Annotated in this window: 9 protein-coding genes; 3 read left to right on the forward strand and 6 right to left on the reverse strand. The window is 54.1% G+C overall.

Annotation, left to right across the window (positions count from 1 at the left end):
• Positions 1–644: 644 nt before the first annotated feature.
• From HB393_RS05375 to HB393_RS05385, 3 genes are all read left to right on the forward strand, one after another.
• Positions 645–1784, forward strand: coding sequence for a hypothetical protein (locus HB393_RS05375; protein ID WP_213804141.1), 1140 nt, complete (start codon positions 645–647; stop codon positions 1782–1784).
• A 100-nt stretch (positions 1785–1884) separates the two neighbouring features.
• The gene (locus HB393_RS05380) at positions 1885–2208 is read left to right on the forward strand and encodes a hypothetical protein (protein WP_213804142.1); all 324 of its coding nucleotides are present in this window, start codon (positions 1885–1887) and stop codon (positions 2206–2208) included.
• Positions 2209–2416: 208 nt separating this feature from the next.
• Positions 2417–2890, forward strand: coding sequence for a DinB family protein (locus tag HB393_RS05385; protein WP_213804143.1), 474 nt, complete (start codon positions 2417–2419; stop codon positions 2888–2890).
• 108 nt (positions 2891–2998) lie between these two features.
• Here the strand turns inward: HB393_RS05385 and HB393_RS05390 are convergent, their stop codons facing one another.
• The 6 genes from HB393_RS05390 to HB393_RS05415 all read right to left on the reverse strand — a co-directional run bounded on the left by HB393_RS05390 (position 2999) and on the right by HB393_RS05415 (position 13984).
• A complete protein-coding gene (locus tag HB393_RS05390) occupies positions 2999–4948 on the reverse strand; it encodes a hypothetical protein (protein WP_213804144.1) in 1950 nt (649 codons plus the stop codon).
• On the reverse strand, positions 4945–5598 hold the full coding sequence (locus HB393_RS05395) for a DUF305 domain-containing protein (RefSeq protein WP_213804145.1): 654 nt from the start codon (positions 5596–5598) through the stop codon (positions 4945–4947). The genes HB393_RS05390 and HB393_RS05395 overlap by 4 nt, the downstream gene beginning before the upstream one ends.
• A gap of 108 nt (positions 5599–5706) precedes the next feature.
• Positions 5707–8976: a TonB-dependent receptor gene (locus HB393_RS05400; RefSeq protein WP_213804146.1), complete on the reverse strand. Its 3270-nt coding sequence runs from the start codon at positions 8974–8976 to the stop codon at positions 5707–5709.
• 572 nt (positions 8977–9548) lie between these two features.
• Positions 9549–12299 carry a TonB-dependent receptor gene (locus tag HB393_RS05405; protein ID WP_213804147.1) on the reverse strand — a complete coding sequence of 917 codons (2751 nt, stop codon included), beginning with the start codon at positions 12297–12299 and terminating at the stop codon, positions 9549–9551.
• A 212-nt stretch (positions 12300–12511) separates the two neighbouring features.
• Entirely contained in the window at positions 12512–13285 is a 774-nt protein-coding gene (locus tag HB393_RS05410; protein WP_213804148.1) for a LytTR family DNA-binding domain-containing protein, read from the reverse strand.
• Positions 13286–13984 carry a histidine kinase gene (locus tag HB393_RS05415; RefSeq protein ID WP_213804149.1) on the reverse strand — a complete coding sequence of 233 codons (699 nt, stop codon included), beginning with the start codon at positions 13982–13984 and terminating at the stop codon, positions 13286–13288.
• Between the last annotated feature and the right edge of the window lie 691 nt (positions 13985–14675).

Here is a 14675-nt window from a genome sequence, read left to right on the forward strand (position 1 = left end):
CTAGCCCCAATACTGAACACACCCCAAGAAACCGCCGCCGCCCCATCTCACCAGAAAACTGTTCGCTCATGCCGAAATTATTGCATTGCTGGATTCAAAAAAAGGAGACTGGTTAGAACTGCTATACAAATCGTTCGGATAGTGGTGGTTTTAGATGGATGAGACTACCGGCTTACGGATGTCTCGCCTTCCGCTTGCACCTCTAAATTCGTCCTTGCTGGATCGCTAAAGGATTGGGATGACGGTTGATCGATTCAGCTTTCCGTCAAACGTTTCCGCCATTGCTGGTAAATGCCTGATAGAGATTGCATTTGGAGGATTTGTACCAAGTCTTTTGGAGGAGTGAGTACCCTGCCACCTCTTGGCTGGCGACTGATGCAAGATAGCACGCAATTTGACGCGTCGGTGGAAGAAGTAAATCCGTTGTGTTCGGGGCCAGAGGAGCCTACACTACTCCGGAACGCGATCTCATGTGGGATGTCCGCTTCGTTTATTGGCATTGGCCAAAGGGGGGTGCAAGCATGTTTGCTTCGCTAGCGGCAAGATCACAGAAGACAGCATCCGTCGCTCCAATCAGTAAGCTGGCTCCGCAGCGCTCGACCTCTTTGCAACGATCTCGTTCCGACGTGCCCGTTCGAGAGGGCGTGTCGTCCGCGGCATGGAGCTTTGCCGACATGCAGGTGTTTTCTCCTGCGCGGACAAAAAGCGGAGGGGCTATTGCGGGCAGACACAGCTCCTCTCCCAATGTGGGAGGGACTGGGATTCAGCACGGCGGCGAGGGGCCAACCAAGACTTTCACCGACGGAATCGATTTGAAAGCCGCCGAGCAGGACCTCACAGATCAAGGGGGTGGACCTGATGCAGGCACGAAGGCACCTGATGCGGGGACGAAAGCACCTGATGCTGGGACAAAAGCGCCCGATGCGGGCACAAAAGGACCTGACGCGGGTGCGCCGGCTCCGGCTACGGCCACGGCGGTCACATTTGCTACAGTCAATGCTTCAACTACGCCGGCCAGCATGAGTGCTCGAATCCCGCCTCGCATTGACCAATCCGTCGCCGTCACCCTCACGGGATCGAGCAGTGTCGACATCTCCGTTGACGGCGCATCAGCCACGAACGGGACAGCCACGCTGGATGGAGCGGCAACCAAGACCCTTAGCGCGAGTGGCGCCGTAGCCCTTCGCGGTACTACGCAGACTGCAGCAGGTTCCGCCGGAATGCTTCGTCTTGTGGCCAAAGCTGGTGCGACCGTAGTTGGAACAAGCAACGCATTCACAATTTGTGCAATTCCGACGACAGTGTCGATTGTCTTGGCCAATCTTATTACTGGGACTGAGCGTGGTATAGCTGTGACTACAAGTAATGACTCTGATAGTGGTCAAGTACCTGATCTCGATAAGGTACAGATGTCGGAGAAGGTCCAGTATGTTAATGGCTTGGGTTGTTTCGCAGGAATTGTGAGTGGGAACAATTCGGGCTTTCTTCCGGCAAATGCTAGCCCTCATGGCGTGGATTCTCATGGCACTCCTATTGCGCTCCTTACGTCGGCTGGCTCGATCGATTCCAAGCAAGCGTTCGTATTCAACGACCTTCGTTCCGGAGCTGCTAACATCCCTGTAACTAACAGTGGCTTTAATATTCATCGAGAGGTCACCGCAGCAGCAGGTGGCGCTGGGACAGGATTCTCTATCACAACGTCGAAGGCTGGTTTGGCAACTACGGTCAACGGTTCCTCCGTTCAGGCTGGTAGTGGCAGTGCGACAGGGACTCAGGCTGTCTAAGACAATGACCGAAGCCGATCAATTCGCAGCTACACTCGCTTACGCGACGTGGCCAGACAAAGGGATGATCGTGCGTGGCCGGCGTCTCACTATTCTTACAATGCGAGAATGCGTCCGCCCCAATGAGACGACCCAGATCATCCATGTGGCCGAGGCGATAGATCCGAGCGCTGTGCTCTACACCATGGGGCCGAAAGCAGTATTAGGGGAACAAGTCGATGGCAAGCTTGTAACGGCGCCAGAGGTGGAGGACGGCGATGCTCTACTGCCACCCGGTCTCTACGACGGCCCAGTCGTTCCAGGGCCGGCGGTCGATTACGGCTACGAGATGTCAACGTATCGGTTCGAGACACCTGGAGTGCATCGGATCGTATGGCACCTTGGGGACCTCGTGTCCAACGAGCTTCTCATTTTTGTGGAGTAATAACGGCACCTAATCATGCATGAAAGGTCTTTGGTGCCTGTGGTACTTACTCGATAATCTGTGCGGCCAGACTTAACGAGGCTGATGTCGTGCTTGGTGGGAATGAAATGCGGTGGCGTCAGCAATTTTTCGCATCCAGCTTATTCGAGGGACATCAAACTGCTACAACGTTATTTATATAGAGAAATAGAAAGTAGGTTCGTTCACAATGGAAGAACAGTTGGCCAGCGCTGCCGTTAACTCATGGAAGATTGTCATCGGCCGTATCGATCACGCTATCGCGGCGCTTGATGACGAACAATTTCAGAGACAGATAGCACCTGGAAAGAATCGTCTTTTTTATCTCATCGGCCATCTCACTGCGATTCACGACCGCATGTTTCCCCTGCTCGGACTTGGGGAGCGACTTCACCCTGAATTGGATGAAGTCTACGTTACAAATCCAGATAGAGCGCTTCCTGATTCTATCTCGGCCTCCGACCTCAAACGAATATGGAGCGAGGTCAATAACCGCCTTACCACTGCTCTTGAAGCGCTGACAGCGAGAGAATGGCTGCAGAAGCACGGTGCGGTCTCCGATGAGGACTTCGCCAAAGATCCTACGCGCAATCGCATTGCAGTCTTGATGAGCCGCACCAATCACGCGTCGTTCCATGCGGGCCAGGCCGTTTTGGCAAAATAGTTCTAAGGTTCTAACATTACTGAATTTAAGGACATGACCGCCACGTATCCGTGGCGGTCATGTCTATTCAGAAGATGCCACCTGATCAGATCAGGTGGCATCTTCGGTCTATGATTTCGCTAGGATCTTCGCCAGCGCATGGATGCGATCTGCGTCTTCGGGTGTACAGGTGGCTGCATCTTTATCCAGACTCACTGCCAGCGCCTTTAATTGTTTGGTCTTTTTCTTATACATCGCTGCGTTGAGCGCACTCACCTTCTCGGGAGTTAGAGCATTGCTGCGAATCAACTGATCCATATAGGCGCGAGCGGTTACAAAGTTCTCCGGCCAAATGATCTTGGGTTGGTTTTGGACGTTCAGCTCCGCGAGATGCACTTGAGAGGCTGCATCAATCTCATTTTGGGTGAGATATTTGCTCGGCAACAGCTTCAAGACGTCGATGCCGCGTGCCATCTCCGAACCGAAGATGTATCCGTTGTACCAGTAAGACGACCACTGTCCTCCTCCTGCGCGTCTGCCACCTACACCAATTGGCCCGCGATCGAAGAAGGCGATCTCGAACGGATGGGTTGGGTCGGTGAAGTCCATGACGGAGATGCCGCCCTGATACCAGGATTGCACCAGGAGATTGCGACCAGGAACCGGAATCAGCGATCCATTGTGGGCGACGCAGTTTTCAAACTCCGATTGCGGTGCCGGCATCTTGTAGTAGGAAGCCAAGGTTAGCTTTCCATCTTTTAACTTGAAGATGGCATCTGCTCCCCAGTTCATCGGATCGCTGTCGCGGCAACGCGGCTGTCCGCCGCCGCCCCACTCATCCGTGAATAAGACACTCTTGCCGTCGTTCGCAAAGTTGGCCGAGTGCCAGAAGGCGTAGTTGGGATCGCTTACTGCATCGAGGCGCTTTGGGTGGACAGGGTCGGAGATGTCCAGCAGGATTCCGTTTCCAGAACATGCGCCAGCAGCCAGCCCCATCGACGAGAACACCGTAATATCGTGGCATCCTCTGGTAGCTGAGGTAGTCTGGGTGCCATCGCCATGGTTGCCGCCCTTCCAGAGGCCGTTTGCGTCTCCGGTTTGTGGATCGGAGAAGATACGCGGGCTGTTGACGACCTTCGCCAGCTCTGGATGTGCCAGCGGCACCTTGATGACCACCACGGTAAATAGTGCAGTATTGGGATCGTTGGAAGGATCGCCACCTGAACATCCACCCAACTCTTCCGCTAGACGTACGGGAGCAGACCCTGAGACGTAGATATAGACGTTATCTTTATCCTTGGGGTCGACCAAAAGGGTATGTGTGTGGGAGCCGCGGCATGTCTGGACATCGACGATCTGCTTTGGGTTGGCGATGTTCGTGATGTCGAAGATGCGAACGCCCTTGATGCGGTCTGCGCTCGCCGGATCAGGTGGCCGCGGCGCCCGCACGGGTGGTGTGCCCGCTACTGTGGGTACGGTGTTGGCAAGAGGATCCGAAGGCGGGGGGGCCTGGTCGGGCGCTAGAGGAAGTCCCTGGGTCCCGCAATCGAGTCGGCCATTGGCCGCCTCAACCGACATGAAGAGCAGGTGACCATATATCGAGACATCTCCCTGCCCACCGGGGCAGACCAGAGAGGTAACGAGCTTTATCTTCGCTGGGTCAGAGATGTCATAAAAGTTGATGCCCATGTAGTTTCCCGAGAAGAGATACTTACCAGCGAAGGCCAGATCGGAGTTGGTTCCTCCGTAGCTCGGACCCCGTGGCCCAGTTCCTCTTGGAGCACCAGGGGCAGGAGGTGGAGGGACCGGAGCAGCGTTGGCCGCTGCGATCGCAGCGAGGTCCGGAGCGAAGATGCCGGGCTTTGGCGTGGTGGTTACCAGTTCCAGCCCAGAGGCTGCCTGCCCTGCATCGTACAGTCCTCCCTTCAACCCTACGCGAGGATCATCGGATCCGGAACGCGGATTAACATAGACCGTTGGAGCGGTCTGGCCAAAGCTCAGAGCTGAGCTGACTAGAAACAGAGCAAACGCGATTGCAACCCGGTTGCCGGTCGATCGAAGAGAGGACTTTGAGATCATTGTTTCTCCTTGGAAAGCATGTGCCGCATGATGTCGATCTCTGCTTGCTGCGTGTTGTCTACATCGGACGTGAAGTCAAACAAGATGGGATCCTGACAGGCTCCCGGCGTGTCAAGGAGTTGCTTCACCATTGAGAGCGCCCCGGTGTGGTGTTGAATCATTCCCACCAGAAAGAGGTGATCGAACTGTTCGCTTGTTGCCTCTTTCAACGCGTGCATCTGTTGAGGCGTCAGCATCCCAGGCATCATTGGCATGGACTTCATATGCTCCATGCCTGCCATACCTTCCATGTGATCCATATCGGCGCTATCGGATAATGGAATGCCGCGATCCGAGAGCCAACGCTTCATGAAGCCCATCTCGTCCGTTTGCGAGATGCTGATGCGTTTGCCCAACGCCAGAAGATCCTGGTTGTGACTTCGCGAGCCCATCAGTGCTGTCATCTCAACGGCCTGCCAGTGGTGCATGATCATGCCACGCATGAACGCGATATCGGCATCGGAAGGCGTCCCCAGCGGGGGAGTCGTGTTCGTGGACGGAAGAGTCTTGTTGCTCTGTCCAGGTGCGCCCGGCTGCACCACTACTACGCCACCGGTCGCAGCCTGAGTCGATTGCCCAACAGTTGCTGTGGTGCTCAGGTAAAACAACATTACGACGGCTGTGAGATATCTGGGTAACTTTGCAGCTTTAAGCAGTCTGAGAGCTAGGGTTGTGATGTTATGCACAAACATGAGATTAGTCCTTGCTATGTGCTGGGATTAGAAAGAAAGTTTGAGTGCAAATTGTATATTGAACGGCTCACCATAACCCAGACCTGGTGCTCCTGAACCGTTACGTGTCTGGGTAATAAGGCCGAAGGTACTGCTAGCGATATTCGAGACGGTTGGGTTAGCAAAGTTGTTGAAGTTGAAGATATTGAAGATTTCTACGCGAAGCTCCGACATGACCTTCTCCGTGATGGGTGTGTGCTTGAACATCGAGAAGTCAATTGTTTTGAAGTTAGGGCCATAGAAAGAATCGCGTCGTACATTGCCATAGGTACCTGCGGCAGGAAGTGTGAAGTAAGCGTTATTCGCGTTGGTTAGCCAGCGATATTGGCGACCACTGGCCGTACTCGTGGCAAGCTGCAACCCTGTGTAGGGATTGGCTCCGGCCACCATGTTCGGGCGATCCTTGAGTTGGCCGGTCTTGCTGTTGTCGCCGTTAACCAGGGGACTGATCGGCAGACCAGTCGAGTAGGTGTACAAGGCGTTCAACTGCCATCCGTTGGTAAGGCGCGGAATCGCATGGAAGAGTTGTGGCACGTTGTAGTATACGAAGCCGTTCAACGTGTGGCGCGCGTCAAAGGTGCTTGGACCATAGTCTTGATGGAGGTTGTAGCTGTTCATGGGTGTGGTGTCTGAGGAGCTGTCGTCCATCGACTTCGCCCAGGTGTAGTTGAGTGTAGTTTGAACGCCATGCCATGCGGCCTGCTTCACTGTTGCCTGAAGAGAGTTGTAGTTCGAAGAAGCCGCAAAGTTCAGTTGATTGATTCCCCCCAATGTCTTGCCGTTCAGGAAGATCTGATTCTCGTTGGGGAACAACGTCGTCTGTGAGAAGGGACGCGGACCTGTCGTGCTTGTTCCGTTGGCGACAGGCTGGTTAAGGTCGTAGAGCACGGGAAGACGTCTGCCCTCCGTGCCAACGTAACCTACAGTAACCAGGGTCGACTTGGAGAGTTGCTGCTCGATGTTAAGGCTGAAGACCTCCGCGTAGGGCATCTTGAAGTTCGGATTGATACCGAATGCGCCCACTTGTGGGGCAGCTGCTCCCGTAAATGGATTGATTCCGACTTGCCATTGCACATTGTTTGCATTGAAGATCGCAGCCGCGTCGGGACCAGCAGGATTGTTCTGCGCATAGGCGGCTCCTCCATTTGTGGTGACACCCGAGATCCAATTGTTCATAGGAGGAAAGTCATAGAAGATACCAAACGAACCTCGTAGGACGGTCCTGTTGCTATCCAACGGAGAGTAGGAGAACCCTACCCGCGGAGCAACCGCGGCATAGTAGTTGTCGTAGAGCTTATGCTGAAACCCGGGATTTGGTCCAGGGACGAAGCTATACACATCGTCTTTTTCGGCGTGTATTACGCCGGGGATGGTATATCGAACACCGTAACTGATATTCAACTTCTTCGCAGCCTGGAAGTTGTCCTGAATCCAGAGATCTTCTGTAGTCATCGTCCACACCCGCTGTGCGTTGCCTTGGAGAAGCCTCGCGCCAGCGGAGTTGGATGGGGTGCCGTTCAGAAAATCCGCCACATAGCTAAGCGAATTGCAGGTGGCCGACGTGGTAAAGCCGAGAGTCGCACAGTAGCCCAAGGCAGTAGAAGTAGCCGTGGACCCACCACCGAACCAGGGGCCGCGAGTTCCATCGAAGGTGAAGGTGCCGCGGGCGCTAGAAAAATAAAGTTGATTGACGTTCGAGTGCCGGTACTCGCCGCCGATCTTGAGTGCATGGCGCCCGATGGTCCAATGTAGCGAATCGGTGATGTGGCCGGTGACATCGGTGCGGCCGGAGGGCTGAGTTGCGCCGCTGATGTCGAAGCCGTTGACCGTAATAGTCGGTGCGCCGGCTGCAATAATTCCTGAAAGGCCAAGATTCAACCCCGCGTTCGCAGGGAAGAAGTTCTGGCTCGCGTCATTGAATGTCTGTAGGAAGTAATTTGTAGCCAACGTGACTTGATTCAGAAGGTGGCTATTGAAGATGTAGCTGTGCACAACGGAGAAGTTGTGAATGTGCATCGGCGCCGTCTGGAAGTACTCGGCAAAGCTCGAGTTGGTAACCGGCGCCGTCTGTCTTCCCGTTGTACCGAGATAGCGCGCAGAAAGTGTCTGCTTCTGACTGAAGGTGTGATCGAGTTTAATAATGCCGTTGTAACTGTTATAGTTTGCGATCCCGTTCGCAAAATAATTGCTGTTTGTAGCAGCCCCGGTTTTGGAATCAGCTGGAAAAAGAACGTTGTAAAGGTTCAGGCTGAGTTGGTTTGGCGTCAGGCCGTAATTGGCCATGTATTGCTTTGCCGCATTAATCCATGCGTCGGAGAGAACTGTATCGGTAATTGCGGTGTTGGCTTTGGCGATCTGGATTTCACCAGCAGTAAACAGGAAGGTATGGTCTTTCCAGATTGGTCCCCCCAGAGTAAAGCCTCCCTGATGATTACGAATAAGCTGTTTGCGGCTACCCACCGGCGCAACCGGTGAGATCGCAGCGAAGTACTCGTTTCTATCGAAGTAGAAGACATCGCCGTGGATGTTGTTGGTGCCAGACTTGAGCACCATGTTGGAATTGGCACCGGCATTGCGCCCTTGATCAGCTTCGCCCGCGGACTGCATAGAGAACTGGTCGATGGCTTCAATCGGGATGAGACCGCCAGCCACATTTGCGATGCCACCCTGGTTTGACGCGACGAGACCGAGCCATGGATCCACATTGTCGGCTCCGTCCACCTGAAAATTGATACTCGCAGTGCGTGAACCGTTGACCGAGTTTGCGAGCGCACCAACGCCAGGAGCATACTTCACCATTTGAGTGAAGTTTCTACCATTCATCGGCATCTCTTGTACTGACTTGGAATCGATGACTGCGACCAGAGCACTGGAAGTAGTATCGGTCTGAATGGAGTTGGCAGTGACATCGACGACGGTAGTCTCAGAGCCTATGGCGAGATCTACTTTGAGGCTTGTGACCTTGGTTACGGCGACCTCGATACCATCGATCTTCTTAGTCGCGAACCCTCCCATCGAGACGGTCAATCGATAGATGCCGATGGGCAACTCCGGAAAGAGAAAGTCGCCGCCGCTACCAGACTTGGCGTTTTGCACAAAGCCGGTAGCAGGATTCATGAGTTGTACAGAGGCGCCAGCGACAACGGCACTTTGGCTGTCGACGACTGTCCCGGCTACTGTGCCACGAAAGGTCTGTCCAAAGGCAGGAATAGTTATATACAAAGCAAGAAATAGAGCGATGATCCAGGTCTTCTGCATTCGTGGTCTCCTGTGCCGCAACTTGGATAGCAATTTTTGAGCGCACTACTCTGTAACCCAAACGATGTGGGTTTATGGGAATCTGTTTTGGTATTACTGAGGCGGCTATCAGGTTGGTGACAGGCTCAGAGCCTGCCAGCACTGCGGATTTCGAATAGATGGAAGGAGCACCTATATCTTTGGCTCATCACCGTCGGTGAGTCTCATATCATTCGCCAAGAAATATAAAGTATTGCCACCATTCGTCAATCGTAGACGAGGTGAAGCTATAGAAATTACACGCCTGGGGAAGATCAAGAAAAGCAATGGAGTAGTTATCCAAGTAGTATCTTCATTGACAGATATCGTCAACAAGATTTTCTACATAATCCAACAGTAAGGTATCGCTTATCCCACACGAACCTTATAAGGCGCTGGCAATACATACTCTCTCGAAAATCGTAGGAGATTTTACTGACTCCGCAGATCAGTAGTTCTACGGAGCATCAGTAATGAAGCAAAATCTAAGCTTCATGGCGACGTGTTTCGCCGCTGCATTTCGATCGTACAGATTCTCCACTCAAGCAAGATCGTTAGAAAGCAAACCGTACTCCGAGTTCCATGCGCCGGGCCGTCTCGGCGGCGATGGACTGGCCGAGATTCGGAGAAGAGACAACAGTCCCCACCGCACTGGCGTTCGTGTGGTTCAGGACGTTGGCGGCGCGAACGTTGAATGTCAGAGATCTAACGTGATCTGTGTCCTTCGGATTGAGCTTGAAGACGCGGCTGACATTCGCGTAGGTGTGTAGCACGGTTGGCATGGAACCAAGATTACGGGGAACATTGCCGTTGACGGTATTCGTGCTGAGCAATCCGAAGGGCGTGTTGTAGACGCCAGCGCCTGGAGCAGATGCATAGGATGGACGATCGTTGTAGGTGCCGTCTCCATTTGCGTCTGTACCCGTCGTGATGTTGTAGGGGAGACCGGTGTGCATATAAAACTCTGCCGAGACTTCGATCTTGCCGGGAAGCTTTAACTCGGTCTCTGCTAGTGCCCCGCTCGATTGCCAATCGGGCCGAGACGACTCGCCCTGGTTGCTGTAACTGGACTGTGGTTGAGCCGATGCGTATCCGCCATTGGATTTGAAGTTCACACCCCAATAGCCGAGATTGAGGGTGAAGCGTTTGTAACCCTTCTGCTCGATCCCCGCCCAGAAGACGGTTCCCCGCGTATGCGCGGAGTTTTGATATTCGAGGATATTTTGATTCGGTCCGATCGGGCGGGGGGCCAGAAGGGCAGTTATTGGATCGGGAGCGGCACCGTTGCTACTGCTTACCTGCGGCGCGTTGATATTGATCGACCGGGAATCCGCCCAACCATCCGCCCAGGTGAACCAGACCGAGGGATGCCAATGGTGGGGGAGGTCGTGATCGACGCCGATCTGAAGCTGCGCCGATGGGGCCTGTTGAAAGGCACGTTGAAACTGCCACTTTGTGCCGACCTGGATTGAACCAGCAACTGGGGTTAGTGGATTCTCGAAGTTTGGGGAGTAGACCAGGGCTTGACTTTGACGGGATCCATTCAAGCGGTAGACCTGAGTTGGGTAGCTCAGGTTCGTCGGAGAGCTGAAGAGTCCGGCTCTCAGGTGGAGCACCCAGGTTGATTTTTTGTCGGGCGCCCACGAGACGCCAACCCGTGGGGTGAAGTTGGCGAAGCTGCTAGGAGCGGTCTGAAACGCATAGCGTAGCCCAGTGGCGACTGTGAGACGAGGAGCGAGTTTGATGATGTCCTCGGCGAAGAAGGCCAGACGCCATTGCGTGAAGGGGACCAGCGGCGTACCGCTGGTTTGTTGGTAGGTGGTGGGTGCGCCGCCGGCAAGATCAAATAGGGCTCGTCTGTACTGCTCGATCGCAGTGATCGTAGTCGTTTGGCCGGTCGGGTTGTTGCTTGCGTCCAGCGTTGGAGCACTACCGCCACCGAAGACATAAGCGCCGTTGAAGGTGTCGGGATCATAGTTGTGCACGAAGAAGCCCAAAGACTGTACACCCACTTTGAAGGAGTGATTGCCCCGCGTCAGCATCATGTCGTCGTCGATCTCGAGATCGCGCTCGCGGTCGTTCAGGTTCTGGCTCGTGGCACCACCGCCGAGAAAGTAGCCGGCGACCTGCAGAGAGGGTGCCGTGGAGAGCGGGGTCTGCTGTGTGCGCTTCCAGCTGTAGCCGATACGGGTCTCATGCAGGAAGTTTGAGTTCAGGGTCAACACATTTGACCAACGCAGATCGTACTCGCTTACCAGACTGGAGTAGCCTGCTTCAGCCAGTGTGAGTCCGCCGATGCCCTGGTTCCCCAGATTATTGACATTGGCTGAATAGGAGAGTGTCGTGACGTCCTTCGGCGATAACTGCCAGTCACCGCGGGACGATGCGATCCAGAGGCGCTGTGGAGCCGAGACTGTCTGTTGTATCGGAGTCTGATTCCCATTCGCGGCGAGTGAGATCGCATTGACGACGTTGAATTCATCAATATCCCGCTTCTCGAGGGCGAGTGAGAATCCGCTTTTCTTTCGCAGGATCGGGCCACTCAACTCGAAACCGTAGCGCCGCCTTCCTGCTGGGGTCGCGGTGACGGAGAATGGATTGGTTGCATTGAAGCTACCGTCGCTGTCGGTAAGGAAGAGCGCTCCATGAAATGAGTCTGCTCCGGGTTTCGTAAGAATCTCGATGCGGCCACCCTGGGATGAAGGACGTTCATACTCAGGTGCGAAGGAATCCGGATTGACGCGTACCGAGGCGATAGAGGACTTGGGAGGCAGTGCGCTTCCATTTTGAAAGCCATCGACTACGACCGTAGCCGACGAAGAGGCTCCTCCGCCGCTCGATGCAAGCAATTGAAGCTGCAGCAGAAGATCATCCGGATCATCGGGAAGCTGGCGTATCTCCTCCTCGGAGAGTGTTCTTGTCCCGGCGCCATTATCGGCGTCTATTGCTGTTGGGTCCGCCGTCACTTGTACGCTCGTCTCCATCTGCGTGATTGCCAGTTGGAGGTCGATGTGGGCGACTCTTCCCACTGCGCCAGCGATGTTGGCGGTATTCGAGTTGAATCCTTCGGCTTGTACTGTGATCGTCCCTACGCCGACTGGAACGCACGGCATCACAAAGTGACCCGCTTCGTCCGTCGTTGTACTTTCGCCATCGGCAGCCTGTACCTGGGCTCCGGGGATAGCAGCCCCACTAGGGTCGGTGATAGCGCCTTCGATGCGAACGCCGGTTGAGCAGGGCTGCTGGGCAAATGCCTGGACCGAACTCCAAAGCATCGCCAGGACGATTGCCAGTTTATATCTCATATCCATCGCCTTATGTGCCTCAGCACAAGGGTCGCCGATCCATTAGAAGCAATCGAGAGGTTTGCAGGGAAATACCAGAACGATGCAGGAGGACACGATTCCTCAGCAGCGAAGCCTATGATTGTTAGGTTTTGAGTTCACGCAGGACGATTACGAACACAAGGCAATTCCGAGTCAAAAAGGGTTAGTTGATGTTGTTATCAGGGGGAGGGCTATTTCTGGCTCGTGGCAAGCAGATTCTGCCATCCGACTTTGCTCATCTTCAAGCGATGTCCGTTTGACAGGACGACCCAGCCTTCGTTGCGTCCCTCGCGGAGAATTTCGCGCACATGGTTGATGTTCACGATCGCCGAACGGTGGACACGCACGAATTTGCCGGGGTCGAGAGTCTCCGCAAGCTGCTTGATGGTTTCGCGAAACATAAAATTCTTTGGTCCAACGTGCAGGCAGGAATAGTAGTCCGCTGCTTCGATCCATTCGATATCTTCAACCCCAACAAATGAGTCCCTCGTTCCATTGTGCACAACAAGCCGCCTCGGATATTCTTTACGCTCCGTGGCTCCGTTGTTCAAGACAGCCAATACAGATTTGAGTTGTTCCTGGTTGACCAGTGCAGTTCGTGAGGCGATTCGCTCTGTCACGCGCAGCAGGGCAGCCCGTAGCCGTTCGGGCTCTACTGGTTTGGTCAGGTAATCCAATGCATGAACCTCGAATGCCTTGACCGCATAGTGGTTGTGCGCCGTCACAAATACTGTGATGGGCATGTTCACCGATCCGACTTGCTCGATGATCTCGAACCCATCCCTCCCCGGCATCTGGATGTCGAGAAAGAGTACGTCGTAGCGCCTTTCTTTGAGTGCAGCCACTACTTCCCTGCCGTTCCGGCACTCGCCACAGATCTCGATCTCCTCATAGGAGGATAAAAGAAACCGCAGCCGCTCACGCGCGAGTGGTTCGTCATCGGCAATCAGGACTTTCAGCTTCATTTAGCCGCGCTCATAGGGGATGATGATCGCAACCTCGAAGCCGCCCGCTTCCATAGGGCGTGCCATCATGTCGTAAGCCCCAGGATAGAAATGTGCGAGCCGATCCTTGGTGTTACTCAATCCGATGCCATGGCCCGGTTTGGCATGGCCATTTTGACCCGGGCCGCTGTCACGTATATGCAAATGAAGGAAGTCCCCCTTTCGGCGAGCGGAGGCCTCAACCCTGCCTTCGTTCTCGCAATGTGCAATACCATGTCGAATCGCGTTCTCCACAATGGGCTGTAACAAGAAGCAAGGAACGAGCCCATCGAGTGCACCAGGCTCCACCTTGACTTCAATTCGCAGACGATCGGCAAATCGAATCTGTTCGATGGCAAGATAGTTTTCCACGATCTCCAACTCCTGCGATAGAGGGACCTTTTCGGGCGTCGTCCTCTTAAGTGTACTTTTAAGAATAGCGTTCAGATGCGTGAGCATCTCTGACGCTTCTTTTTGCCGGCCAAGTTCCACCAGAGTGGTGATCGCATTTAACGTGTTGAAGAGAAAATGTGGCTCCAACTGCATCTGCAGAGCCCGCAGGTGAGCCACAGAGAGCTGTCTCTCCAGTTCAAGCGCCCTCATCGCATCGCGTTGCGCTCGAATCTGAAATTGAACGATCCCCGTGATGCCAAAGACAAATCCGTAGATAAGCAGTTCCATGCCGAAGCGATTGATGTTGAGAAGACTCGTCCATATGGAAAGGGCGCTCTCATGCCTCTCCCAACCGGCTACGGTAAATCCTAAGCTTCCCAAAAGCAGAAGATGGACGACTCCCAGACCACACGCGAGGAGGAGATTAAATCCGATTGGTTTCGGCGAGAAACCCAGCGCGGTTGGCGTTCGCTGTCCAAGCTTCCAAATAACATTGGCGATACAGCCCCACCATCCCCAAAGTACGGCCCCATACATTAGAGAAGGAAGATGAGTGACAGAGTGGCATTCACTTGCAGTTGCGAGAGCGAGTGCCGTCGAAATCAAGGATATGACCACAGTGCCGTTGAGATGAATCTCCGGGCGTGAAGGCCGGGGATCTACAGATTCACGCTGAGACGGCGTCGAGACCGGATACGGGGATGTAGCTACGAGTGAGTTCACTGCAAAGTACCTCCTGTACTTCCATTTATTGGAAATTTGTTGCCCCGATTACGCAGGATTCCCGTTTTCTCGTCAGTTCAAATCATAGCGTTTTCAGGTTTATGCTCAGATCATTCATTTGCTCCTGACTGAAATAATTGAAGCCGGAGCATAGACCCCACAGCAACCGCTTGCTGTCTTCCCTTTTATCTCTTACTGACTGAGCCATCTCGAGACCTCAACTCAAGACTGATGCCTACCATGGACAATCTCCACT

It is taken from the genome of Granulicella sp. dw_53 (assembly GCF_018449545.1).
Classification (GTDB): Bacteria; Acidobacteriota; Terriglobia; order Terriglobales; family Acidobacteriaceae; genus Edaphobacter.